At 38.8% G+C, this 26,021-nt stretch carries 22 protein-coding genes and 2 pseudogenes; 12 read left to right on the top strand and 12 right to left on the bottom strand.

Annotation, left to right across the window (positions count from 1 at the left end; all coding sequences use genetic code 11):
- Positions 1-20: 20 nt before the first annotated feature.
- Complete coding sequence (denD, locus tag R5R67_RS14320; protein ID WP_001101642.1) at positions 21-992, bottom strand: D-erythronate dehydrogenase; 972 nt, start codon at positions 990-992, stop codon at positions 21-23.
- A gap of 210 nt (positions 993-1,202) precedes the next feature.
- Positions 1,203-2,138 (bottom strand): LysR family transcriptional regulator, encoded by a 936-nt coding sequence (locus R5R67_RS14325; RefSeq protein ID WP_000774594.1) that lies wholly within the window; start codon positions 2,136-2,138, stop codon positions 1,203-1,205.
- Positions 2,139-2,249: 111 nt separating this feature from the next.
- Here R5R67_RS14325 and R5R67_RS14330 point away from each other — a divergent pair, with 111 nt between their 5' ends.
- The 3 genes and pseudogenes from R5R67_RS14330 to R5R67_RS14340 all read left to right on the top strand — a co-directional run bounded on the left by R5R67_RS14330 (position 2,250) and on the right by R5R67_RS14340 (position 6,894).
- A complete protein-coding gene (locus R5R67_RS14330) occupies positions 2,250-3,425 on the top strand; it encodes a fumarylacetoacetate hydrolase family protein (protein WP_001011879.1) in 1,176 nt (391 codons plus the stop codon).
- Positions 3,426-3,512: 87 nt separating this feature from the next.
- Positions 3,513-5,300: pseudogene (locus R5R67_RS14335) on the top strand (IlvD/Edd family dehydratase).
- 16 nt (positions 5,301-5,316) lie between these two features.
- A complete protein-coding gene (locus R5R67_RS14340) occupies positions 5,317-6,894 on the top strand; it encodes an aldehyde dehydrogenase (NADP(+)) (RefSeq protein WP_318754916.1) in 1,578 nt (525 codons plus the stop codon).
- A 77-nt stretch (positions 6,895-6,971) separates the two neighbouring features.
- Here the strand turns inward: R5R67_RS14340 and R5R67_RS14345 are convergent, their stop codons facing one another.
- Positions 6,972-7,592 carry a TetR/AcrR family transcriptional regulator gene (locus R5R67_RS14345; RefSeq protein ID WP_001278395.1) on the bottom strand — a complete coding sequence of 207 codons (621 nt, stop codon included), beginning with the start codon at positions 7,590-7,592 and terminating at the stop codon, positions 6,972-6,974.
- Positions 7,593-7,758: 166 nt separating this feature from the next.
- Here R5R67_RS14345 and R5R67_RS14350 point away from each other — a divergent pair, with 166 nt between their 5' ends.
- Both R5R67_RS14350 and R5R67_RS14355 read left to right on the top strand, forming a co-directional pair.
- A complete protein-coding gene (locus R5R67_RS14350) occupies positions 7,759-9,336 on the top strand; it encodes an MFS transporter (protein WP_001026286.1) in 1,578 nt (525 codons plus the stop codon).
- Positions 9,333-10,421: an HlyD family secretion protein gene (locus R5R67_RS14355; RefSeq protein ID WP_000105399.1), complete on the top strand. Its 1,089-nt coding sequence runs from the start codon at positions 9,333-9,335 to the stop codon at positions 10,419-10,421. The genes R5R67_RS14350 and R5R67_RS14355 overlap by 4 nt, the downstream gene beginning before the upstream one ends.
- Positions 10,422-10,542: 121 nt before the next feature.
- On the opposite strand, the gene R5R67_RS14360 is transcribed toward R5R67_RS14355, so the two are convergent.
- Both R5R67_RS14360 and R5R67_RS14365 read right to left on the bottom strand, forming a co-directional pair.
- Positions 10,543-11,811, bottom strand: a complete 1,269-nt coding sequence (locus tag R5R67_RS14360) for a DcaP family trimeric outer membrane transporter (RefSeq protein WP_000875427.1) — start codon at positions 11,809-11,811, stop codon at positions 10,543-10,545.
- 156 nt (positions 11,812-11,967) lie between these two features.
- The gene (locus R5R67_RS14365; protein ID WP_000974227.1) at positions 11,968-12,645 is read right to left on the bottom strand and encodes an RraA family protein; all 678 of its coding nucleotides are present in this window, start codon (positions 12,643-12,645) and stop codon (positions 11,968-11,970) included.
- Positions 12,646-12,854: 209 nt separating this feature from the next.
- On the opposite strand from R5R67_RS14365, the gene R5R67_RS14370 reads away from it, so the two are divergent.
- Both R5R67_RS14370 and R5R67_RS14375 read left to right on the top strand, forming a co-directional pair.
- Positions 12,855-13,832, top strand: a complete 978-nt coding sequence (locus tag R5R67_RS14370; RefSeq protein ID WP_000824430.1) for a hydroxyacid dehydrogenase — start codon at positions 12,855-12,857, stop codon at positions 13,830-13,832.
- Between the two features lie 71 nt (positions 13,833-13,903).
- Entirely contained in the window at positions 13,904-15,223 is a 1,320-nt protein-coding gene (locus tag R5R67_RS14375) for an MFS transporter (RefSeq protein ID WP_000102825.1), read from the top strand.
- A gap of 66 nt (positions 15,224-15,289) precedes the next feature.
- Here R5R67_RS14375 and R5R67_RS14380 read toward each other — a convergent pair whose 3' ends face one another.
- The 3 genes from R5R67_RS14380 to R5R67_RS14390 all read right to left on the bottom strand — a co-directional run bounded on the left by R5R67_RS14380 (position 15,290) and on the right by R5R67_RS14390 (position 17,094).
- Positions 15,290-15,988 carry an IclR family transcriptional regulator gene (locus R5R67_RS14380; RefSeq protein WP_000238907.1) on the bottom strand — a complete coding sequence of 233 codons (699 nt, stop codon included), beginning with the start codon at positions 15,986-15,988 and terminating at the stop codon, positions 15,290-15,292.
- Positions 15,989-16,191: 203 nt separating this feature from the next.
- Positions 16,192-16,650, bottom strand: a complete 459-nt coding sequence (locus R5R67_RS14385; RefSeq protein ID WP_000584777.1) for a DMT family transporter — start codon at positions 16,648-16,650, stop codon at positions 16,192-16,194.
- Positions 16,651-16,659: 9 nt separating this feature from the next.
- Positions 16,660-17,094 (bottom strand): DMT family transporter, encoded by a 435-nt coding sequence (locus R5R67_RS14390; protein ID WP_001166493.1) that lies wholly within the window; start codon positions 17,092-17,094, stop codon positions 16,660-16,662.
- Between the two features lie 99 nt (positions 17,095-17,193).
- Between R5R67_RS14390 and R5R67_RS14395 the strand changes: the two genes are divergently transcribed.
- On the top strand, positions 17,194-18,126 hold the full coding sequence (locus tag R5R67_RS14395; RefSeq protein WP_001054779.1) for a LysR family transcriptional regulator: 933 nt from the start codon (positions 17,194-17,196) through the stop codon (positions 18,124-18,126).
- Positions 18,127-18,226: 100 nt separating this feature from the next.
- On the opposite strand, the gene R5R67_RS14400 is transcribed toward R5R67_RS14395, so the two are convergent.
- Complete coding sequence (locus tag R5R67_RS14400; RefSeq protein WP_000053793.1) at positions 18,227-19,570, bottom strand: MFS transporter; 1,344 nt, start codon at positions 19,568-19,570, stop codon at positions 18,227-18,229.
- 295 nt (positions 19,571-19,865) lie between these two features.
- Here R5R67_RS14400 and R5R67_RS14405 point away from each other — a divergent pair, with 295 nt between their 5' ends.
- Complete coding sequence (locus tag R5R67_RS14405) at positions 19,866-20,744, top strand: SMP-30/gluconolactonase/LRE family protein (RefSeq protein WP_318754918.1); 879 nt, start codon at positions 19,866-19,868, stop codon at positions 20,742-20,744.
- Positions 20,745-20,837: 93 nt separating this feature from the next.
- On the opposite strand, the gene R5R67_RS14410 is transcribed toward R5R67_RS14405, so the two are convergent.
- Positions 20,838-21,569 carry a GntR family transcriptional regulator gene (locus R5R67_RS14410; protein ID WP_000883490.1) on the bottom strand — a complete coding sequence of 244 codons (732 nt, stop codon included), beginning with the start codon at positions 21,567-21,569 and terminating at the stop codon, positions 20,838-20,840.
- Between the two features lie 111 nt (positions 21,570-21,680).
- Here R5R67_RS14410 and R5R67_RS14415 point away from each other — a divergent pair, with 111 nt between their 5' ends.
- From R5R67_RS14415 to R5R67_RS14425, 3 genes are read left to right on the top strand one after another with little or no spacing between them, the layout of a single operon-like run.
- Positions 21,681-22,970, top strand: coding sequence for an SLC13 family permease (locus tag R5R67_RS14415; protein ID WP_000126040.1), 1,290 nt, complete (start codon positions 21,681-21,683; stop codon positions 22,968-22,970).
- A gap of 7 nt (positions 22,971-22,977) precedes the next feature.
- A complete protein-coding gene (locus R5R67_RS14420) occupies positions 22,978-23,790 on the top strand; it encodes an amidohydrolase family protein (protein ID WP_000995618.1) in 813 nt (270 codons plus the stop codon).
- Between the two features lie 9 nt (positions 23,791-23,799).
- Positions 23,800-25,140 carry an MFS transporter gene (locus tag R5R67_RS14425; RefSeq protein ID WP_000786781.1) on the top strand — a complete coding sequence of 447 codons (1,341 nt, stop codon included), beginning with the start codon at positions 23,800-23,802 and terminating at the stop codon, positions 25,138-25,140.
- A gap of 85 nt (positions 25,141-25,225) precedes the next feature.
- On the opposite strand, the gene R5R67_RS14430 is transcribed toward R5R67_RS14425, so the two are convergent.
- Entirely contained in the window at positions 25,226-25,609 is a 384-nt protein-coding gene (locus R5R67_RS14430) for a hypothetical protein (protein WP_000469446.1), read from the bottom strand.
- 38 nt (positions 25,610-25,647) lie between these two features.
- Positions 25,648-26,021, bottom strand: a pseudogene (locus R5R67_RS14435) (hypothetical protein); the annotation flags it as partial.

Genomic DNA, 26,021 nt, shown 5'->3' on the forward strand with positions numbered 1-26,021 from the left:
TGAATTGGCGAACACTGCCATTAATTTTGGGTATCTTCTATATGTGCCTGAATGATGCTTTCAAAATTCTCATCTGCTTGGAAACCTAAAGATTCGGCATATTCAGCTTTCACTTGAACCGGCCAACTTTGAACAATCCTTTGAATCGTTTTATCTTCTTGCCACTGCACTAAATCAGTTGCTTGTTTACCGGCAACTTTTTCAAGAGCCTCAAGCATTTGCTTAACGGTAACGGTCAATCCCGGTAAAGGAATAATTCGGTTATCTTGGAGTGCATCTGAAGAAATTGACGCAGCCTTAATCATTGACTCAACACAGCGTCGTGGTGAAGTAATAAAAACCGGAGTATCTGGCGGGACTGGACAAACTGCCGTTTCACCTTTTAAAGGCTCGCGGATAATTGAGCTAAAAAATGTAGATGCGGCTTTATTAGGCTTACCCGGACGAACCACAATAGTCGGTAATCTTAAAACACGGCCATCAATAAAGCCTTTACGTGAATAATCCGAAACGAGCAATTCTCCTACTGCTTTTTGCATACCGTAAGAGGACTTTGGTGTAACCACCGTATCATCTGTTACAACTTCCGGTAATTGACCACCAAATACAGCACAACCACTCGCAAAAATGACTCGAGGCATTGTTTGTTTTTTTCTTAATTCTTCTAATAAATTTAAAAGGCCATAAAGGTTTACATCCATTCCCAAGTCAAAATCAGCCTCTGCTGCCGAACTCACCACGGCGGCTAAATGCCAAACAACATCAATTTTTTCTGTAATATTTGCCACTGTGGTTTTGTCGGTAATATCGCCAATCACCACTTCAATTTTTGGGTCTTGCGGCAAATCATCACCAACAAACGCATCAAACAAAATAATTTTATCGATGGGCTTAGCTTGTTTACCGTCTAAAGTCAGGCTTCCGGTTTTTAAAATCTCTTTGGCGATTTGCTTTCCAATAAAACCCGTGCCACCAGTAATTAACACATTCATACAGGGATCCTTTCCTAATTCTTATTCACTTAAAGATTTTTAATCATCATGAATTAAACGATAAGGAGTCCCTGCAATAATTTCCAATGAATAATTTCTAAATATTGATAACTTTTTAATATCAGTTTTATGATGAAACTTTGACCAAATTAAATAGGCTTTCTTTTAATTTAAAAGCCCCAAGTCTCCTATGACTTGAGGCTGAGGACTTTACTTACGTTTTGCATTTTTAAGTAAAATATTAATAAATGCTGCGGCTATATCAGACACTGGTTCATCTTTACGTGTCAAAATTCCATAATCTTGGGCATCTAAAATCAGGTCTGTTTCTAAAATCTGTAGTTGTCCTTCTTTCACCTGATCAATCACCATTGCTTCTGGCAACATACCCACCATAGGTGCGCCTTTTAAGATCTGTAAAAAGGTCTGCATCGACATGGTATTTACCGTATTTAAAGGAATTTTGACTTTAGCTCGGGCAAATGCACCTTCCATACGCTCCCGAATGGGTGTGCCTTTAGGATAAAGTACCCACGGCCATTTTAATAATTCTTCTAATGTACAAAACTTTTTCTGGGCACATGGGTGCGCATTATTGACAACAATGCAGAACGGTTCAGGGCCTAACGGCTGGAAATCGAAAAACTGACTTTGCGTCACATCGGTAAAGCGACCTATGGCTAAATCTAGAGTATGTTCACTCAACATTTCCATTAAATGGTCACTGGTCTGTTCAACAACATCGATAGAAAGTAGAGGCCATTGTTTCTTAATTTCGATAATTGAGTTTGGAATTACCACGGCGGTTGCTGCAAATATTCCTCCTACTTTTAAAAACCCATGTCCACCCAACCGTAAAATCTCGATGTCTTCGACAAAATGCTTTGCGTCATTCAAAACCCGCTGGGCATAACGAATGACGTGTTCACCCAATGCCGTTACAGGCATATTTCGGGGCAGTCGCTCAAAGACCTGAAACCCAAGAAGGCCCTCAATTTCCTTTAGCATTTTACTTACGGCAGGTTGACTTAAATTCATCTGCTCGGCAGCTAAATGCATGTTATTGGTTCGAGCTAAAGTCTCTAACAAAACCAAGTGCTTGAATTTAAGCCAGTTATTTAAACTTGAGTAAGTCAAATCTGCCATTTTTAAAATTCCTTTTTGATAACCACTGGTTATTAATAATTAAATTATTACGATTGGTGTTTATTAAATAAGAAACATATCATGATTTCAAATAAAAGAAGGAAGCTTTAAATGAACTTTACGTTAAATTCCCAGAACTCATTACCAGATGATGCAACTCAAGGATGCTTAATTGGCCGTGCGTGGATTCCAAATCAAATTTCGGGTCCATCCCCTATTATTTTAAGAGGCAATCAAGTTTTTGATATCTCGGAAAAATTTCATACTATTTCCGAGTTACTTGAAAGTGCCGATCCTTTAAAAGCTTTATCTGAAATTGAAGGAAGACCAGTTGGTTCAATTGATGAATTATTTGCCAATACTATCGCCGAGCCAGATACCAACAAGGCATACTTTTTAGCTCCAATTGATTTACAAGTAATTAAAGCTGCAGGTGTTACCTTTGCTGCAAGCATGTTAGAACGCGTGATTGAAGAACAAGCCGGTGGCGATGCACAAAAAGCTCAATCGATTCGTGAAGTTGTACAAGGCGTAATCGGTGATAATTTAAAAACAATTGAACCCGGTTCTGAAAAAGCGCTACAACTCAAAGAATATTTAATCGAACAAAAAATGTGGTCTCAATATCTTGAGGTGGGTATTGGTACAGATGCCGAGATTTTTACTAAAGCCCCTGTTTTAGCAGCTGTAGGCACAGGACAAAATATTGGTATTCACCCAAAGTCTGAGTGGAATAATCCAGAGCCGGAAGTCGTATTAGTTGCCAACAGCCAAGGTAAGATTTTAGGTGCGACTTTAGGTAATGATGTCAATTTAAGAGACTTTGAAGGCCGTAGCGCTTTACTGTTGAGTAAAGCGAAAGATAACAATGCATCTTGTGCGATTGGCCCATTTATTCGCCTTTTTGACCATACTTTTACTTTAAATGATATTCGTACTTGCGATGTTGAACTGCAAATTCAAGGCACCGATAACTTTGTGTTAAATGGGGTGAGCTCTATGTCACAAATTAGCCGAGATCCTGAAGATTTAATTCAACAAACTCTTAATGAAAACCATCAATATCCAGACGGTTTTGTTTTGTTCTTGGGTACTTTATTTGCACCGACTCAAGATCGAGAACAAGCTGGGGCTGGCTTTACCCATAAAGTTGGAGATGTCGTCCGTATTCATTCGCCTAAACTTGGTACTTTGTACAACACGGTTATGACCAGTGATAAAGCAACACCGTGGAATTTTGGAATAAATGCTTTGATGCGTAATTTGAAGCAGCGTGAATTACTATAATTTTCACGTATTATCGATCGGTTGAATTGCAAGATTCATCTCGTAAATAAACTAAATTTCAAAAAGTATGAGTGAAAGGATCAAAAAATGAATGATCAAAATAAACGGATTTTTTTACGTAGCCAAGAATGGTTTGATGATCCTGAACATGCCGACATGACCGCTTTATATGTTGAGCGTTACATGAACTATGGTTTGACCCGCGCCGAGTTACAATCAGGTCGCCCGATTATTGGAATTGCACAAACCGGTAGTGATTTGACCCCATGTAACCGTCATCACAAAGAACTTGCTTAACGCGTTAAAGCGGGTATTCGAGACGCGGGTGGTATTCCAATGGAATTCCCCGTCCACCCAATTGCAGAACAAACCCGTCGTCCAACTGCTGCACTTGACCGCAACTTGGCCTATTTAGGTTTGGTTGAAATCTTGCATGGTTATCCGCTTGATGGTGTAGTGCTGACTACTGGCTGTGACAAAACTACCCCTGCATGTTTAATGGCAGCAGCCACAACAGATATACCTGCAATTGTGTTGTCTGGTGGGCCAATGCTAGATGGTCATTTTAAAGGTGAGTTAATTGGTTCCGGCACTGTGCTTTGGCATGCAAGAAACTTACTTGCCACTGGTGAAATTGACTATGAAGGGTTCATGGAAATGACCACTTCTGCTTCACCTTCGGTCGGGCATTGCAACACCATGGGCACTGCACTTTCCATGAATGCTTTGGCAGAAGCATTGGGTATGTCTTTACCAACATGTGCAAGTATTCCGGCGCCATATCGTGAACGTGGGCAAATGGCCTATATGACCGGCAAAAGAATATGTGAAATGGTTTTAGAAGATTTACGTCCTTCTAAAATTATGACCAAACAATCTTTTGAAAATGCAATCGCAGTAGCCTCAGCTTTAGGTGCATCGAGTAACTGTCCTCCTCACCTCATTGCAATTGCCCGTCATATGGGTATTGAGCTGAGTTTAGAAGACTGGCAACATGTGGGTGAAAACATTCCGCTCATTGTGAACTGTATGCCGGCGGGTAAATATTTGGGTGAAGGTTTCCACCGTGCGGGTGGTGTTCCTGCCGTTTTACACGAATTACAAAAAGCTGGTGTATTACACGAAGATTGTGCATCGGTTAGCGGTAAAACAATTGGGGAAATTGCCAAAAATGCAAAAACCTCAAATGCAGATGTCATTTTCCCTTATGAACAACCTCTTAAACACGGTGCTGGTTTCATTGTGCTCAGCGGCAATTTTTTTGACAGTGCCATTATGAAAATGTCTGTAGTGGGCGAAGCATTTAAAAAAACCTATTTATCAGATCCAAACAATGAAAATAGTTTCGAAGCACGTGCAATCGTTTTTGAAGGTCCCGAAGACTATCACGCACGTATCAATGACCCTGCCTTAAACATTGATGAACATTGTATTTTAGTCATTCGTGGCGCAGGTACAGTGGGTTATCCGGGCAGTGCTGAAGTCGTCAATATGGCTCCACCAGCAGAGTTAATTAAAAAAGGGATTGATTCACTGCCTTGCTTAGGAGATGGCCGCCAAAGTGGAACTTCTGCCAGCCCATCTATTCTCAATATGTCACCCGAAGCGGCTGTAGGCGGTGGAATTGCCTTACTTAAAACCAATGACCGTTTACGTATTGATTTAAATAAACGTTCTGTGAACGTACTCATTTCTGACGAAGAGTTAGAACAACGCCGCCGTGAATGGAAACCGACGGTATCTCCATCTCAAACACCTTGGCAAGAAATGTATCGCAACATGGTAGGTCAATTATCTACTGGTGGTTGTTTGGAACCCGCAACTTTATATATGCGAGTCGTAAACCAAGACAACCTTCCAAGACACTCTCATTAATTTCAGGATATTTGTTATGACCATTATCGGACACAACTTTATTGGTGGTTCACGCAGAGCACAAGGTACAACCTTATTAAAAAGTATTCATGCTACGACAGGAGAAACTTTGCCTTATGAGTTTCACCATGCAACCGAGCAAGAGGTTAATCAGGCCTGTGAAGCAGCCAGTCAAGCGTTTAAGACTTACCGCCATACGTCTCCTGAACAGCGTGCTGTTTTTTTAGAAAACATTGCAGATGAACTCGATGCTTTAGGTACAGATTTTCTTGAAATTGTCTCACAGGAAACCGCTTTGCCACTTGCACGCTTACAAGGTGAACGTGACCGGACCAGTGGGCAAATGCGTTTATTTGCCAAAGTGCTGCGCCGTGGCGACTTTTTAGGTGCCCGTATTGATACCGCTTTACCTGAGCGTCAGCCTTTACCACGCCCAGACCTGCGTCAGATTAAAATCGGTGTAGGCCCAGTTGCAGTCTTTGGGGCAAGTAACTTTCCTTTAGCATTCTCAACTGCGGGTGGTGACACTGCTTCGGCACTGGCGGCTGGATGTTCGGTGGTAGTAAAAGCCCATAGTGGGCATATGGCGACAGCAGATTTTGTAGCTCAGGCAATTGAGCGTGCCGTAGAAAAATCAAATATGCCAAAAGGTGTATTTAACATGATCTACGGTAATGGTGTGGGCGAGCCTTTAGTGAAACATCCTTTAATTCAGGCTGTGGGTTTTACAGGTTCATTGCGTGGTGGTCGTGCTTTATGTGATATGGCCGCAGCCCGTCCACAACCGATTCCGGTGTTTGCTGAAATGAGCAGTATTAACCCGATGTTGATGTTGCCAGAAGCCTTAAAAAACCGTGGTGAAAAAATTGCACAGGACTTAGCTGATTCAGTGATTTTAGGCTGTGGTCAGTTCTGTACTAATCCGGGTTTAATCTTGGGTATTAAATCAGCTGAATTTAGCCAGCTTATTAGCAACCTGACTGAAATTATGGGGGCTAAGCCTGCGCAAACTATGCTCAATGCCGGCACCTTAAAAAGTTATACCGCTGGTCTTGAGCATTTAACTGAGCATCAAGGTATTAAGCATTTGGCAGGCAATACTCAAAAAGGCAAACAGGCGCAGCCGCAACTGTTTAAAGCTGATGTTGAGCTTTTACTGGCAGGTGACCAGCTTTTACAAGAAGAAATCTTTGGGCCAACCACAGTCATCATTGAAGTTGAAGATAAAGCCCAACTCATTCAGGCACTACAAAGCATGAATGGGCAACTAACTGCGACTTTAATTGCCGATGAAGCTGACTTAACCGAGTTTGCAGATGTAGTTCCTGCGCTAGAGGAAAAAGCTGGTCGATTACTCATAAATGGCTACCCAACAGGTGTTGAGGTCTGTGATGCGATGGTGCACGGTGGACCATACCCAGCCACTTCAGATGCACGAGGTACTTCAGTTGGAACCTTGGCCATTGACCGTTACTTGCGCCCTGTGTGTTACCAGAACTATCCGCAAAGTTTACTGCCGGAAGCCTTAAAAGACAGTAATCCATTGCAGATTTTAAGACTGGTGAATGGTGAGATGACTAAAGAAGCGATCTAAGAATAAAAAGAGACCACAAGTTGGTCTCTTTTTACTTCTACATTTAGGTTTTTTAAGGAGGTATAAGCTCCTTAAAATCAATCTAGTTTGTAATTAATATTTTTTAAAAATAAATCAACAGCGTATTCAACCCAAGTACTAATTTCATTAGCTGAGATTAAATAATCAGGATGAGTCAAACATTTTAGGTGGGCATCACTTCTTAACAGTGATAAAAATATATTTGCTGCGACTTCCGAAGAAGACGTTAATTCAATTTCTCCTTGTTTAACCGACTTTTCAAGATAACCTGCAATAATATTTGCCAGACGTTGTGGTCCCACTTCAAAGAACTTTTCGGATAATTCCGGGAACCTTACAGCCTCTGCAATACAGACTCTAAAAAAAGCCAAACCTGAATGCGATAAGATAAAGCACAGATAAGTTTTCCCAATTTCGGTTAAGGCTGAACGTAAATTTTTGGCTTTTGTCTCGACCGACATAATTTGTTTTTGCATGTTGGTACATTGGCGTTCAATGACCGCAGCAAACATCGCTTCTTTATTTTTAAAACAACCATACATGGTCGCTTTTGAAACGCCCGCTTCTTTTTGAATCATATCTGTGGTTGTTCCACTAAAACCATGGATCAGAAAAAACTTTGTTGCTGCATCCAGAATTTTTTGATCTTTCTCATTCGTTTTAGTGCAATCAGACATACGACCCTACAAACATATTTAGCAATTTCATTCTTAGTGTAACTCATCGAAAAGTTCAAAATCGAGAATTGACGTAAATTTAATAAGATAGTAGAGTACCGATCGGTACAGTTGAGCTTAATCACCGCTATAAGCATTAAGCTCATTTTAAAATTTAAGGTAAAAGATGAATATACGACCACTCATCGGTTTGGCAGGTGCCATTTTTGCAGCCATGACTGTCGAATTTAATAACCGAATTAGCAGCATTACCTTGGTCGATATTCGCGGTGAGATGGGTATTAGTGTCGACTCTGGTTATTGGGTCAGCAGTATTTATGCCAGTGCCATGATTATTGGGATGATCCTGTCCACCAGTTGGGCCGTTATTTTTTCCATGCGTCGGGTTCTTCTTTTTGCGATAGGACTTTGCCTCTTCTCTAGCGTTTTAATTCCTTTTAGCCCAAATATCGAAATATTTTATTTATTACGGGGCTTACAAGGACTCGCCAATGGTTTAACCATTCCTTTATTAATGGCATGTGCACTTAGATTCCTAGGACCTGAAATTCGTCTATGGGGCTTGGCCTGCTATGCATTGACAGCAACTTTTTTCCCAAACTTAAGTGCTGCGCTTGCTGCCTTTTATTTAGATGTGATTGGTTGGAAGATGATATTTTTCCAAACCATCCCTTTTTGTGCTTTAAGTGCTGCGTTAGTTTACTTCGGTATTCCGCAAGATCCATTAAATTACTCAAGAATAAAAACTTACGATTGGACTGGCGCGATTCTAGCCATTATTGGTTTGGCAAGCCTTAGTACCATGCTTTTGCATGGCAATCATTTGGACTGGTTCCATTCAAAATTGATTTGTGTTTTGGCTTTAATGAGTGCCATTACCCTCCCTTTATTTTTAATACATGAATGGCGCTATCCAACACCATTAATTAAACCGCAAATGCTCGAAATACGAAATTTTGGTTATGCTGTTATTGCGCTGTTCTGCTTTGTGGTTATTGGTATGTCAACCAGTACATTACCTCTTAATTACTTAAGCGCCGTGCATGGTTATAAGCCTACTCAAACCATGTGGATTGGCTTACAAATTGCCGCATTACAATTTATCTATATCCCGATTGTTATTAAAGTTTTGAACCAAGCTTGGGTTGATAGCCGATATGTACATGGCTTTGGTTTACTTTTGGTTATGGTTGGCTGCTTAGGGGCAAGTCAACTTGATACGACTTGGAACCAAGATCAATTCTATTTTTGGCATGCAATCTCATGTTTAGGACAAACCTGTGTAGTGCTTTCACTCCTCATGATGGGTACAAATAGTGTCCACCCAACTATGGCAATCTATGCTTCGCCTATGATTAACACCCCGCGTGCTATTAGCGGCGTACTCGGTGTGTGCCTTTTGGACTGGGTCAATCGAGTACGTGGTGAATACCATTCAACACGGCTGATTGAAAATACCGCACAACATGTTTTTCAAAATATTCAAGGCCCTGTTATTAATCCTCTTACCCCGCCTGTGCTGAGTGCAGATGGTACCGAACGTGTTTCCGGTGGTTTATCTGCCTTAAATTCTGCGATTCAGGCACAGCAATCAGTATTAGTCATTAGCGATCAATATCTGATTTTAGCGGGACTTACTGCAATTTTATTTATCGTTATGCTGATTTTGCCAGTTAGAACTTATCCACCACGCATTGCTCTCATTAAGTTAATGAATAGTCATAACTCAGGAAAATCTTTATGAGTACTCTCGAAGCCCAAGATCACTCCATGACCGAGTCACCCAAGTTAACAAAGATGCAATATCTTAAGAAACACTGGGTTATGGTTATTGCATTTATAGTCGTTCTAGTTTCCATTTTATGGATTTTAAAAGTTATATTTTTACCTTCTTCCATTGTTAAAACTGACGATGCGCGGGTAGATGTCGAGTACTCAACCATTGCTCCCAAAGTGTCAGGTAATATTGAAGAAATTTATATTAAAGATCACCAGACCGTAAAAAAAGGCCAGCTTTTGGCACGGATTGATGCACGTGATTATCAGGCGGCTTTAGCTGAAGCTGAATCTAATTATGCCAAAGCACAAGCTGACTTAAATGAAGCAATGCTGGCAGTAGAAAGACAACCAACTGTTATTCGAGAAACAGAGGCCCAGCTTAGAAAAGTAGAAGCCGGCATTAAACTCACTAAAGATAATACCGCACGCTATGAGCAATTACAGGCACTTGGTGCTGAGTCTAGATTGATTACACAACAGTCAAAAACCACATTGACCGAGCAATATGCCGACTTGGACAGCAGTAAAGAAAAAGTCATTGATGCGCAGTATCAGCTCAACCAATATAAGATTCAGGTACAGGCTAAACAAGCCGCTTTAAAACAAGCCCAAGCTGCGCTTGATAAAGCAAAACTGAATCTGAGCTATACAGAAATTCGAGCACCTATTGATGGCATGATTGGGCAAAAGTCTGCAAATGTGGGCAACTTTGTTGGCGCAGGTAATCCACTCATGGTGGTTGTGCCTTTAGATCAAGTGTATGTAGAAGCAAACTTCCGTGAAATTGAGCTAAAACAAATTAAAATCGGCCAGCCTGTCACTGTTTATGTCGACGCTTACAATGTTGAGTTAAAAGGTGTGGTAGATAGTTTCTCACCATCGACTGGTGCATTCTTCTCGCCAATTTCAGCAACAAATGCGACGGGTAACTTTACTAAAATTGTTCAGCGTTTACCTTTACGCATCAAACTCCTTGAGAACCAACCTGATATTAAATTGTTGCGTCCTGGTCTATCTGTTGTGGTTTCTGTGGATACCACTAAAAAATAAATTTGAGGATGCTAGTATAATTAAGAAAAAAGAGACCATTCACTGGTCTCTTTTTTACTTTATAAGAATTCATCTGTTATCAATTAGAAGAAAATGGCGCTTTAAAATCTCTGTAATTACATTAAAAGTTATATCGACCTAATAAGTTGATTCGAGATAATTTCCCTTCTAAATCTGAAAATATTTCTCTCTTACCGTAAGTGTATTCAACACCAAGATCGACTTTTTCAACAGGCGTCCAAAATAAATTAACGCTTGCATTGATTAGCCTTTTATTTTGTTCAGGGTTATTTTCTGAAAAATCTGAATCTTTGTAGACGAGGCTACCAGCGGACAAAGAAGAACGTAAATTTTCATTCCATTTACGCATATACCCCAACTCGACAGAATCAAATTCACTTAAATACATTCGATTTTGATCAAAGTAGAAGGCATCATTATCTTTTGAATAAAGCATATAACGATTATCACCAGCTATGTGATAGTAATTAAACACAACTGAGTCATTTTCAGAAAGCTTATACTTTGTGCCTAATCCAGCACCCCAAGCAAGTTTAGTTTGCTCCTCATTCGCATTAGAAATTGCTCGATTTTCATGAAGCATGCCGTGCAATTGAACCAATAAATTTGGATTCTTAAATTCATATCGCATGGTTAATGCAGGAAAACGACTTCCACCTTCTACATTTTTATTTTCAACATCACCGCCTTCCAAAGCGACTAATATTTTTCGTTTGGCATCAACAATGTATTGATAACGGACCTGTATATTACGCTGAGTTCCTGTGCCCATCGCACCTGTAAAATCAACCAAACTTGGAGCAGTATCACTATTTACAAAAGGTGAAGTCGTCTGGCCAATTAACCAATTTCCTAGTGAAATATAAGCGTGTCTAACCCGAACCGAACCATTACCGTTATCTCCACCACTCCCCATGAAATCGGCTTCTAGCTTTCCAACCAAATCTCCCTTCGAGGTTGGCTTAACGATATCCACCCCTACACGTGAAGTCGCAGCAGAAACATTTAATGATTTACTTGTTGAGTTTGAATTGTCTAATGGTATTGACCCTGTTTTATTCGCAATTGAACGCGTTGAACCTTCAAAATCATATGCAGCATCAACCCGTATATTTCCATAAAATTTAATTTTAGTCTGATCAGCCGAAACAGGCTTATCAGTGTTTGATGTTTTGTTTGGACTCAATTCAGGTGCTTTATTCAATCTGTTATTTTGATTTAAGTTCTGCCTCTCCATGAGATAATCTATTTGCTGTTGTAATTTAATTATTTTTTCATTTAGCGCCGAGTTATCTTCGCTTTCAGCTTTGGCTTGCTGCAAAGTAATACTCATTAATAATGATAAAGAAATTATCCCTTTATATTTCATGTCCTTTTCCTTTAGACGAAATCACATAGACCGAATTGAAATTTCCTATTTTTCAATCAGTAAAATAATGATTATTGAATTAACTTTAGATAGACTAACGAAGCTCAATCATTGACTTCGCTAGTTCCCTTCCTGTTTGAATGGCTTTGAATAACCTTATTCCGGTAATTCACATCCCTTTTGTTTTAAGCTGTTAATCACCCAGCTACGGTCATTTTCACCTACGGCGATTTGCTCTAATTGCTTTTGTTCAGCGGCATGTTTGGCGCTTGCTTTCAGATAAACCTCTTCAACTTCCGTATAAGGCACGCTTAAAAGCCCATCTTCATCACCTAAAATCAAGTCTCCAGGTTCAACCACCATTCCATTAATCGCGATAGGAACATTAATTTCACCAGGTCCGTCTTTATAAGGTCCTCGATGTGAAATTCCTGCTGCAAAAAGTGGAAATTCACCTTCTCCAATTACAACCGAATCACGAATAGCGCCATTAATAACAATGCCAGCTATACCTTTTTTAATGGCATACGCAACCATCATCTCTCCAATTAATGCATTGGTTAGATCGCCACCAGCATCAACCACAATGACATCTCCCGCTTCGGCGATATCGATAGCGTAGTGCAACATCAAGTTGTCACCCAGACGAGCCTTAACTGTAATAGCTGGCCCACAAAGATATCCCTTTTTATGCATTGGTCTTAATTGAGCTCCACCTGAAGTCATCCGATTCATTGAGTCACTTACATTAGCGACTGGTAGATCTCGATATTGTTCAATCCATTTTTGCTCAACTTTTCTGTCGTTTTTTAGCACTCTAAAACCAATTGCCATAACTTTTCCCTTACATCAGTTTTTTGTGCAAATTAATATGACAGCATTTTTTTGAAATGTCATTTCATTTTTAATTAAATTTAAACTAAATTTTGCTCATTTTTTAAATTTAATTTTTACTATTGACTAATTTTTTGAAATATCGTTTTAATAATATTGATTACTAAGGATGTATTTTGCTCAAAATACTTAAATGGAGTGCAGTCAAAATGAAACGTAAAGTTCTTATCACGGGGCCAACATTAACTTCAGATGCGTTACTGTATGCTCAGTCCCATGATATTCAGTTGATTCCAACTGAACCCTACATGGCAAAAGATAAAATGGAAAAACTCATCCATGATGAACAACCTGATGCAATCATTGTTCGAACAGGCAAACTTTCTAGAGATATGATTTTTGCTTCTGATAATTTAAAAGTGATTGCAAAACATGGAGTTGGGTTTGACACAATCGACACTCAAGCTGCTGCTGAACGAAAAATTCCTGTCACTATTGCAGTAGGTGCAAATGCACAATCTGTTGCCGAACATGCTTTTGCACTCATGTTCAATGTTGCTCGACAAGTTACATGGTTAGACCAACGTATTCGAGAGGGACATTGGGACAAAGCAAGTGCAAATGGCGTGGAGTTATATGGCAAAACGCTGGGCTTAATTGGTTTAGGGGCAATCGGTAGCATACTCATGAAGTTAGTCGCTCCCTTAAACATGAAAGTAAAAGTATATGACCCGTTTCTACAAAATTTGCCAGAGCTCGATTATGTAGAGCAGGAACACGACTTTGAAAAACTTATCGAAAACAGCGATATTATTAGTCTACATTGTCCACTTACGGCAGAGAATAAACACTTATTTTCTCACGCCCAATTTGAAAAGATGAAAAGCTCAAGCATCTTAATCAATACAGCACGTGGTGAATTAATTGATCAGGCTGCATTAGTCGATGCTCTAAAAAATAATAAAATTGCTGGTGCAGGATTAGATACCTTTTCTTCAGAACCGCCAGAAAAAGATAATCCATTATGGGAATTACCTAACTTGGTTGTGACTCCTCATATAGGAGCAAACACAACAGATTCACGCAATCGTGTTGGTCTTTTAGCACTCGAACAAATCGTGAGTATTTGGAATGGCCAATTACTAAACCCACGAGCTATCGCTAACTGGAAGTTACTCAATAGCTAAATGAAACTCAATTGTTTCTAATATTTTAGATGCGAGAACAATTAAAATATTGAATATAAAAAGGATTTTTTATGTCTACAGAATATTCTCAACCAAGTGCGATAGAGCGCGAAACAATGCGCAAGGTGGCGTGGCGATTACTGCCTTTTTTAACAATTTGTTATGTCATCGCTATTATTGATCGTGGCAATATTGGCATGGCTTCATTACAAATGAATGAAGATCTTGGATTAACAGCTACAGCCTTTGGTTTCGCCAGTAGCTTATTTTTCTTTGCATATTTTCTATTTGAAGTACCCAGCAACTTAGCCATGCAAAAATTTGGAGCAAAAGTATGGATTGCCCGAATTATGGTGACGTGGGGAGTAATTTCATCTGCAACTGCATTTGTTGAGAACTCCACCTCATTATATATTATGCGCTTTTTACTAGGCGCAGCTGAAGCAGGCTTTTTCCCTGGTGTAATTTTATATCTAACCTATTGGTTACCTGCTAATTATAGAGCCAGAATGGTGGCAATATTCATGGTAGCAATTCCAGGTGCAAACTTTCTAGGTTCACCATTATCAGGATTTTTATTATCCCTAGATGGCTGGATGGGTATGCGTGGATGGCATTGGTTATTTATTTTAGAAGGTATCCCCGCCGTTTTACTGGGTATCGCTTGTTTATTTGTTCTTACTGATCGACCAGAACAAGCAAAATGGCTCAATAGTGAGCAAAAATCTTGGTTAGTTGAAAGACTACAATTTGAACGCCAACAAAAAACTCCAATCGGTCATATCTCATTATGGCAACTTTTAAAGAATAAATACATCTGGTCTATGATTATTATTTATTCTGGTGCTTCTGCTGCAGGCAGTACAATGAGTGTTTGGGCACCGCAATTAATTAAATCATTCGGTTTAAGTAATGTAGAAATTGGTTTGGTGAATGCAATTCCTTATGGTATAGCTTCTATTGCCATGATTCTTTGGGGCCGCAGCTCAGATCGTAAAAATGAACGCCTTTGGCACACAGCAATCGCTCTATTGATGATCTCATTTGGTTTATTAATTGCTTTGTTCACATCTTCACTTATTGGCACAATCTTTTTACTTAGTATCGTTTTAATTGGTGCTTATTCTGCAAAAGGTCCATTCTGGGCTTTAGCATCCTCATGGATGTCACCGACTACAACAGCGGCAGGCCTAGCAGCAATTGGTGCATGTGCCAATCTGATTGGTGGCGGAATGATGGTGAATATCTATGGCGCAATCCATGATGCAACAGGAAGTCATGCTATCGCCTTACTTCCACTGGCAGCCTTAAATCTCGTGTCAGCTATTATGGTTTTCATCATGTCTAGAAAAAAAGCTGTTTTGTTTACACAACCACAAAGTACTTCATAAATAGTATAAATAAGAAAGGGGCTAAATCATGAGCCCCTTCTTGACATTGAATTCACAATATTAAATTTAATTACGAATACTCTTACCACCTAAACTTTTCGTTAAGTCATCTGCAATTTTGAAGAAAAAATCACCTACAGATTTTGCAACTTCCGCAGTAAAACGGCTTGATGGGCCTGAAATGAGTAAGGCTCCTACTACCTCATTTTGAGCATCAAACACAGGCAATGCCATTCCAGCTGCGTGGGGTTCTGTTACACCAGTTGAATAAAAAGGTTCAGTTCTTGCTAAAACTTGTTCATATGTTGATTTCAATGCTTGAGCGCATGCTGCTCCATCCATTGGTCGAACTTCGCCTGGTTGAACATGAACACGCAGTCGATGGGTAGAGTTTATTCGATATTGGCAAAGACGATAAGCTCCATGTTTAACGTAAAAAGAAGCTGTCTCACCAATTTCATCTACAAGTTGCTGTAAACAAGGCATTACATGTCTTTCTAAGTCTAACGCATCTTGATAAATTGTATTTAAACGCATAACTTCGCTAGCAAGCGTATATCTGCCATCCGAAAGACGGTTAACAAAACCAAAATCTTCTAGCGAAACGATTAAGCGCATGATGGTTGCTTTATTTAATTCTGTTCGTTCTGCGAGTTCTGCTAGGGTTAAAGATTTATCACCTATTCTAAAAGCAGTTAACAAAGTTAAAAGGCGATCAGCCGATGCATTTCCGCTTGTTGCTGGGTGAGGTTTAATTTTAACCATGTTTTTCCTACAATATCTTGATATCAATTTTAATGTATTGAATTAGGTTTTTAACTTTACCATATTTCTTATATTTTACTTCTATCTCTCAACAGCAACTTCTTTCATTTATTAAAGTACTTAAAATATTAAACATGGCCTCATTATTAGTGGGCTTTACGACTAACAATGAGACCTATATTAATTTCAATCTTAAGCTTGTATTACCCTTCTACCTTTTTATCCTTACTACTTGAATAGATAAAATATAAAGCAATCCCTAAGCAAATTAGCGCCCCTAATCGATACAATGAAAAAGGAAGCGTTTCATTGCCGAACCAGCCAAAGTTATCAATTAAGATACTCATCAAAAGTTGCCCAAAAATCACAGCCACCGTAGCAACTGCAGCCCCAATTCTTTGTACAGCCAGTACCATAATGACAATATAAGGTACGCCACACATAGCACCTAATAACTGCCATTTAGGAACATCTAATAGTGTTAAGGTTTGTTTAGGTTCAAAATAAAAAATAAGAAGAGCCGTAATTAGAGCACCGACCGAGAAAGTCAAAAAAGCACTACGAAATACACCAACTTTTGCTCCAAGTTGACCATTAATTGCGGCCTGTACACTCAGCAAAGCACCACCAAGAACGGCGAGAATAATCATTAAAATTATCATGGCTGTCTCCTACGCTTTTGCCACAAGTACAAGTGCAGCAACAATAAAGATGAGTGCCACTACCCGTTTACGGTCTACTTTTCGATGTGGAGTTCCCAGTAAACCATAGTGGTCGATAATCAGACTTTTAGATACCTGTCCCGCTAAAATGCCAATCATGGTCATTGCAATGCCAATAATTGGAGTGGTAATGGTCAAAATAATGACGTAAGCTGGACCTAAAACGCCACCGAGTAATTGCCAAGATGGAAGTGTAAAAAATGAAGGGCTATTACGTGGGCTAAAAAACAACATGAGTAAAAAAGTAAGTGCTGCACCCACACCAAAAATACTAAAAGTGGCCCACAACTCACCTACTTCCTTTCCTAACGGCCCTAAAAGCCCGGCTTCGACCGATAGCCCCATTCCCCCTAAAATGGTTAGGAGTAGTAATAGAATTTGCATCTACATTGCCTCATCTGTATCTAGGCAACGAATACTAAGGTAGCTAATTCATCAGAAAAACAGCATAATTCATGAATCACTTTTGCAGAAATTGCACAAATGAATTTAACAAATTCGATTGATATCCGCACGCTTCGCTTCTTTATTAGTGTTTACAATGCTCAAAACTTCTCAAATGTAGCACGTAAAGAAGATGTGTCTGCCTCCATGATTTCTCGAACCATTCAACAACTTGAAGATGCGTTGGGGCAACAACTTTTCTACCGAAATACGCGAGCAATCACACCGACCGAATCGGGCAAATTATTTTTTGAATATGCAAAAAGAATTACCGAACAATTTGATGAAGCTCAAAAGGCTTTACAAGATAAAACCATAGAGCCATCGGGACTCGTCCGCATTAATGCCCCTGTGTTTTTTGGTCAACGGCATATTGCGCCATGGTTAGCGGGTTTATCAGAGCGTTATCCAAGGCTTCTAATAGAACTAATTCAAACCGATGAATTTATAGACCCATTACGCGAAAGCACAGATTTAATATTTCGTATTGGAGCACTGACTGATTCATCATTTCATGCCCGTATTTTTGGTACACAAAAATATCATTTAGCCGCCTCTCCTCAGTATGTTGCCAAATACGGTACGCTCGACCACCCAACAGAACTTAATCAACACAAGTGCCTAGTCTATAAAGGTTTTGAAGGTCCTAACCGCTGGTTAGTGAGAAAGCCCAATGAAGAATGGGTACATTATCCAATTACCCCGTTACTTTCTTCAAACAATGCCGAGAGTTTAATGACAGCCGCGCTTCATGGCATGGGGATTGTTTTATTTCCTGATTGGCTGATTGGCGAAGCTTTAAAAAAAGGTGACTTAATAAAGCTTTTACCTGAATATGAAGTCGCGATTAAATCACAACCCCAGCATATCGCAGCCATTTATCCAAATGTTCGTCATCCACCACTTAATATTAGAGCAGTGATCGATTATTTTGCAGAAATCTATGGAGACACACCGTATTGGCAGAATTAGCTTTCTTATCAATGCCAGCAAAGTATTCCAGTATCGACATACTTTGCTGGTGCTTCATCAGAGATGAAAATAAGACTAAAAACTTGAAATAAATAAGAATTTAATTTGCACTCAAACTTAAATTATCCACTTGTTCTGATTTTTCTTTTTTAATGAGATAACCCAATATGATTTGCAAAATCACGCCAATAAACGCACAACATGACATTAAGAGAAAACACCAGATATACCCCTGATGACTATGCCAGCCACCAAAGCTCGTAAGCAAATATCCCATAATAATCGGTGCGACTGCCCCACCTACATACTGAGCAACTGTAATTAAACTATTTGCAGTTCCAATTGCTCCGGCTGGCGCATAATCTGATGCTGTCGCATAGAAAATAGGCCAAATTGCGTTGGCAGATAGACCAAAAAACAGTTGTATTGCAATGACGGAAACCACGCCTGAGGTTAAACAAAAACTTGCAATGCTGACCGCCATCCAACAACCACATAAAATCAATGTGAGTCGTCTGCCAATCTTATCGGACAAAGTCGGCCAAATAATTTGCCCCATCATGCCGGTAATTGTAAATACAGCGCTCAAGCCAGCCGATTTCGCCAGATCTAACCCGACAATATTGTATAAAAATGCAGGAAAGATAGTTAAAAAACCAATATAAACCACATGGGTAATTAAAGTACTGGCTGCGGTAAACACAATTCCCCGAGAACTTAGAGTTTGTTTTAAACGCTCCCATGTACTATGCGTACTTGTTTTTTCTTCTCCTTCATCCTGCACAAAATCTGTTGGTGGTGTGAATTGATTATCTACACAAGATTGGTGAAACTCTGAATAACGTTTACGGGTGGAATAAATCGCCCAAAACGTTAATGCTGGTACAGCAAATATAATTCCAAGAAAAAAGGCATAGCGCCAGTTTTGTGGACCAAAATAGGTAATGATGGTGGCCATTGCAACACCGCTAAGTAGCGCTCCAACCGGATAACCTGAGTGATGAGCGCCTATGGCAAAACCGCGGTGTTCCTTGGGCCACCATTCTGCGGTATTACTCACCCCAACTGGCTCTGCCACCCCACAACCCAAAGAAACCATAATACGTAAGGTTACAAACTTATAGAAACTTGAACTTAAAGATGTAATACCTGAAAGCAACGAAATAAAAGTAAATCCAATTACTAAGGGCCACTGAAAAATTCCTCGCTTCCAACCGGACGCATGTTTATCACTTAAAGCAGCAACCGGAATACTAAGAACGGCCAAAGAAAGTGTAATTGCAGCAATGGTGTATCCCCATTGCGTTGGAGATAAATTAAATTCATTACAAATCATATTGGCTGCGCGGAAAATCAACTCTCGGTCGTATGCAACAACCACCCAGATAATCCAGCAAATCACTAATGATACCCAAGAGTGGCGATGAACTTTTTTTAGGCTCATTTCTAATTCCTTTTTAATTAAAATGCATCCACATGCCTTTACGTATAACGCTATGTCATTTGTCCACTCTTAAACTATCAAGTCGATTTAGAATTACTAATGATATTTCTACACCACGCAATAACTTATTTTTATCAATTTAGTTTTAGCTATTTATCTCCATACATTTTTAATCCACTGGACCAATAACAATCTCTTATTAGATAAAGAAAAATTTTCATTGGTTTTTATTTTTAGCTTTCATTAATTTAGTTTCATCGATGAATGACTGAATAAAAGGACTAAAAAAGGAATTATGGAAATTAAAGTACTGGTAGATGTAAAAACAAAACTTGGAGAATGCCCAACTTGGGATGCTGTTCGCCAACGCCTATTTTGGGTAGATATTGTTGATGGACGATTATTCTGTTGTGATGAATTCGGTGGGAATATACGGGCGTGGGAAGTCCATAAAAAAATAGGTTCTTTTGCTTTACAAGAAAATTATAACGGCGCAATTGTTGCGCTCGAAGACGGGTTATATCAACTCGACTTTGACACAGGCAACTTAAAATTTATTTGTAACCCTGAACCAGACCTACCTCAAAATAGATTAAATGATGGTCGTGTCGATCGGCAAGGTCGATTCGTTTTTGGCTCTATGAACCGCCTTGAAGATGGGAATACCGCGTCTCTCTATCGATTAGATGCAGATTATAAAATAGAAAAATTAGAAAATAATATTAATACTTCAAATAGTATTTGCTGGAGTCCTGATGGTGCTAAGCTCTATTTTGCAGACACATGGCAAGGTGAAATCTGGTCTTATGATTATGATCTTGAAACAGGCCAAATCTCAAATAAAACCATTTTTTGTAAGATAGATACATCAGACGGTGGTTCAGCAGATGGCTCGACAGTAGATCGTGAAGGTTATTTATGGAATGCAAAAGTATATTCGGGTCAGTTAGTACGCTATCGTCCTGATGGACAAATCGATCGTATTATTGAAATGCCTGTAAAAAAAATTACCAGTGCGGTTTTTGGTGGAAAAAATCTTAATGTCTTGTTTGTTACATCTATGTCGCAACCGCCTCTTCCGAGATTCCCTGATGACAACCAATTGCGAGGCAGTGTTTTTGCCATTTATGGGCTGGGCATTCAAGGAATAGCTGATGCTCGATTTATGGGATAATGACCCACTTCCTACAAGAAATACTTAACTATAAAAGATAGTGAACCAGCTATGCAGCTCAATAAGGAAATCTTTATTAAGCTGCATAAAGAATTAATTAATTGTTATTTCATAATGAAAATTATCGGCCAAACCATAAGACTCACGGTATTCGACCGCTACACCTTCAAGATTTTTTGCAATACGGCATACCTTCACTAAAGGGTCTTCAAGGTGGTTATTTAAATAGCTATCTTTAATATTTTTCTCAAAAGTTAACCGTTCTGTTGCAGAAGAAACAAATTGATCGCAGTGCTGATAATAAAAAGGATAAAGTAAGTTACCAAACTCAGCGATTGGAATTTCTTCCAGATTTTTAAATAAGCGTTCAGGTAGCCAGATTCTCTCACTTAATACAACGACATCTTCATGCTTACGGACACGCTCGATATAAAGCAACTTTTCGGTGTGCTCAAGCCCCAACTCGGCATTTACTTCCGGTATTGCATCACACACTTCTACTTTTTTGATTTGTCCTTGTGGCTGAATGAACTCGCCTTTTTTATTACGTAATCTAAAAAAACGAATAAGCGAATTTTCAAAATTAGGTTGTTTGAGGAAAGTTCCTTTTCCTTGCTGTTTAACTAATAAGCCGTCTTCAACCAGTCCTTCAACCGCCTTTCTAACGGTTCCTACCGATACGCTATACATTTGCGCAAGTTCTTGTTCACTTGGAATAGGCTCTTCGACTGTCCATTTTGACTGGATCAGTAGTTTTTGAAGTTCCCAACGGACCTTTTCATATCTTGGCAATTTAAAATTTTTAAATGCAGTCTCATCAAGCATTTGCGTTAAACATTATGAAATCGATTTGACAATATTAGCATAGTTCTGTGTAATACAAAAAACCAAACATATATATGTTTAGATGTTTATATATTTATCAAGGAAGATAATATGACTGCATTGATGCTGATGGCTTTAGCCGTATCGATAGGTTTAGGTTATAAAACGAAAATTAATATCGGATTTTTTACGATAGCGTTTGCCTACCTGATTGGTTGCTTTGGCATGGGTCTTAAACCTTCCGAAGTTATTGAATTATGGCCTGTCAAAATTTTCTTTATTATTTTATCCGTTACTTTGTTTTATAACTTTGCTTTGGCAAATGGTGCTTTAGAGAAGCTTGCCAGCCATCTTTTATATAAATGCCGTAAGTTTCCTCAGTTTTTACCTTTAGCGATTTTTTTCGCAGCAACCATTATTGCTGGCCTAGGTGCTGGTTTTTATACAGTACTTGCCTTTATGGCACCCATTACACTGCTGCTGTGTAAAAAAACCAATATGAATATGATTATTGGTGGGATGGCCGCAAATTATGGCGCTTTAGCTGGCGCAAATTTTATGACATCGCAAAGTGGCATTATTTTCCGAAGCTTAATGGAAAATACTGGCATTAGCTCGCAAACAGCTTTTTCATATAGCAGTGGAATTTTTGTCTTAACTTTAATTATTCCAATTGCGGTGTTGGGAATTTATACCCTTTGGAATAGAAAAAGTAATTCAATTGTAATTGAAGATCAAAAGCCTGAGCCATTCGACAAAAAACAGAAACAATCTATTTTCCTTATTATTTTAATGATGTCGATTGTTTTAGTTTTTCCAATCTTGCACCTTGTTTTTCCCGATGTAAAAACAATTAGCTTTTTAAACTCCAAAATTGATATTGCCTTCCTTGCCATTACCTTCTCGCTCATTAGTTTACTTATGAAACTTGCCGATGAGAAAAAGGTCATTGCACTTGTACCTTGGGGAACACTGATCATGATTTGCGGTGTTGGTATGCTCATCGCATTAGGTGTGAAACTTGGCATTATTACTACCCTATCTGAATGGTTAGCAAACAATGTTCCTGTGTGGGTCATTCCAGTACTGTTATGTCTGATCAGTGCCATTATGTCTGTATTTTCAAGCACTCTAGGCGTGGTTGCTCCTACCTTATTTCCAATTGTTCCGGCGCTTGCACTTACCTCTGGCCTAAACCCACTAGTGCTGTTCATTTGTATTGTGGTTGGCGCTCAGTCTACAGCGATTTCTCCTTTCTCGTCTGGCGGTAGCCTCATTATGGCTTCAGCACCAGCAGACATCGACAAAACCAAATTCTTTAATCAACTGTTATTTAAAGCAATTCCTGTAGGAGTCATTGCCGCTTTAATCGCTATTTTCGCTTTAAAATTTGTAATGTGAGATGAAAATGAACTGTATAGATACACATGCACATGTTTTTTCGACTCAGGACCACAGTATCGAAACAGCACGTTATGCACCTGATTATGAGGCAACTGTACAAAGTTTTATCTCTCATCTTGATGAACACAATTTCACGCATGGTGTTTTGGTTCAACCCAGCTTTTTAGGTACCAATAACCAAGCGATGTTAAACGCAATTCAGCAATACCCTGACCGTTTAAAAGGGATCGCCGTTGTTCAACATACGACGACTTTTGATGAGCTAGTGAATCTCAAGGCACAAGGCATCGTAGGTGTTCGTTTAAATTTATTCGGTCTTAACCCTCCTGCGCTAAATACGCCTGACTGGCAAAAATTTTTACGAAATGTGGAAAACCTCAACTGGCAAGTTGAATTACACGCACCGCCGAAATATCTGTTTCAGCTTTTGCCACAATTGGATGAATACCGCTTTGATGTCGTAATTGACCATTTTGGCCGAGTTGACCCTGTTAAGGGGATTGAAGATCCAGATTATCAGAAGTTTTTAAGCTTACTTAACGTAAAACAGCACTGGATTAAAGTGTCCGGCTTCTACCGTTTGGGCACTACTCCAAACAACATAAATACGGCACAACAGGCCTATAACATTTTTAAAGAAAAAGGCTTTTTACACAAACTCATTTGGGGAAGTGATTGGCCACATACCCAACATGAATCTTTAATAACTTATGAAGATGCGATTAAAGCTTTTAAACAGATTGTGTTTGATAAACACGAGCAATGTTTAATTTTAAATCAGAACCCTACCGAGCTGTTTGGTTTCTCACGTACATAAGGAGTATGTATGAAAAATGATATATCTATATCGGAAGTAGAAAAGTCAACGATCCGTAAACTTTCTTTTCGTATTCTTCCTTTCCTCATTCTTTGTTATTTCATCGCTTATATTGATCGGGTGAATATTGGTTTCGCCGCTTTAACCATGAACCAAGAAATTGGTTTAACTGCTACTGCCTTTGGTTTTGGTGCGACATTATTTTTTATTGCATATGTCATATTTGAAATTCCAAGTAACATGGCTATGGAAAAGCTAGGTGCACGTATCTGGATTGCCAGAATCATGATTACTTGGGGCATTGTCGGTTGCTGTACTGCCTTCATTACCGGCCCAATTTCATATGCAATTTCACGTTTTTTACTTGGTGCTGCCGAAGCCGGTTTTTTCCCAGGCGTATTACTGTATTTAACACTATGGTTCCCTAAACGATATATGGCTCGAATTGTTGCCGTATTTATGGTTGCGATTCCTTTATCTAACTTTATTGGTTCACCATTATCTGCCTTACTGTTGGGCTTGCATGGTTTACTGGGTTTAAGTGGATGGCAAGTGCTTTTAATTCTTGAAGCATTACCCGCAATCCTTCTTGGTTTGTTGTGCCTTGTATGGCTGCCGAATACCGCGAACAATGTGAAATGGTTAAATCAAGAAGAAAAGGACTGGTTATCAAGCACTTTAACTTTTGAAAAAAATCAACTGTTGAACTCTGAAAAACAAGACAGTGCCGAACAGAAAAAGAGTAAGTTCAAACTGCTGATTACCAATAAATATCTATGGTTCTTTGCAATTATTTATGCAGGAAGTTCAGCAACCAGCAATATTTTATCGTTATGGATGCCTCAGATTTTAAAAGCCTTCCATCTAACTGCCATGCAGACAGGTCTTTTAAATATGATTCCGTTTGGTTTAGCTGCCGCTTTCATGATTGTTTGGGGCGTACATGCCGATAAAAGTGGTAATAAGAGTCTCAACACAGCTATACCGTTATTTGTGACCAGTTTTGGTTTGCTTCTTACTATTTTTACCTCGTCTTTAACTTTGAGCTTACTTTTATTCTCACTCGTTTTGATGGGTAACTATGCCATTAAAGGTCCTTTCTGGGCATTGGTTTCTGAGCGCTTACCACCTACTTTAGTAGCTGTAGGTATTGCAGCGGTGAATACGATTGCGCATATTGGTACTGGGCTTATGAACTCTATTATGGGTATTGTAAAAGATTATTCGGGTAGCTTCCCTATTTCTCTTTTACCGTTATGTATGCTTACATTTACGGGTGCCATGATTGCGTTGTATTTAGGAAGAAAACCGACATTGCCAAAAGCGCAAAAGGTTCAAAAAGCAGTTTAGGTTTTAGAAATAAAAGATTTAATCAAAAGAGACCCATTGATGGGTCTCTTTTTTATTTATAACAAATCTTAAAGACTAAGATGTATCAATGTTTTCCTATTCTTATACGAAAACTATGCGGGCTTACATCCGTAATTTTAATTGTATATAGATATTTAAGCTGTCCTTGATCTTTTCTCATATCAATTTCAACTATTCCATCAGCTTTTTCACCAGTTATATCAACCTTATAAGAGTAAGCTGGTCGCTTAGGGCTAGAATAATGGTCCGATCCAAAACTACGAATACTATAACTTTTAATTTCTCCAAATTTCTCGCTTATCGTTTTATCGGTATATATTACTAATTCAACTTTTTGAATATTTCTCTTATTGTTAATAATGAAATATGCCCCACCAAAAATAAGAAAAATTACAATTAATAAAGCGATGTTTCGCTTTTTCTTCAAATCTTTAAATTCTATAAACATGTTATTTTATGGTTACTTAGAAGAATCAATTATACAAACTATAATGGTTTAATAGACCAACTAACAAATTTAATTTCAATTGGTAGATTTGGATTTTTCCAAAGAGATTGTACTTGATCAACCTTCTTTAAATTTTCAACAGTACTTTTTCCTTTAACTTCAACAACTATATTCCCATTTTTTTCATTGTAGCTAACAGTTTGAATGTTTTTAAAATAATTTTTTACAAGCTTTAGTACTTTATTTATCTGAACTCTAGCCTCTTCTCTAGTTTCTTTAGCCCCGTATTGAATATCAATAGGCAGATCATCTTTAGAAATTGCTTTTCCTACTACTATATTTCGCTTTTCATTCTGGCCATAACCTTTGACTCTGACCACAATTTTATATGTAGGCAAGTTTTCAATATAAA

This window comes from Acinetobacter sp. OYA S30, from assembly GCF_033599315.1.
Lineage (GTDB): Bacteria > Pseudomonadota > Gammaproteobacteria > Pseudomonadales > Moraxellaceae > Acinetobacter > Acinetobacter baumannii.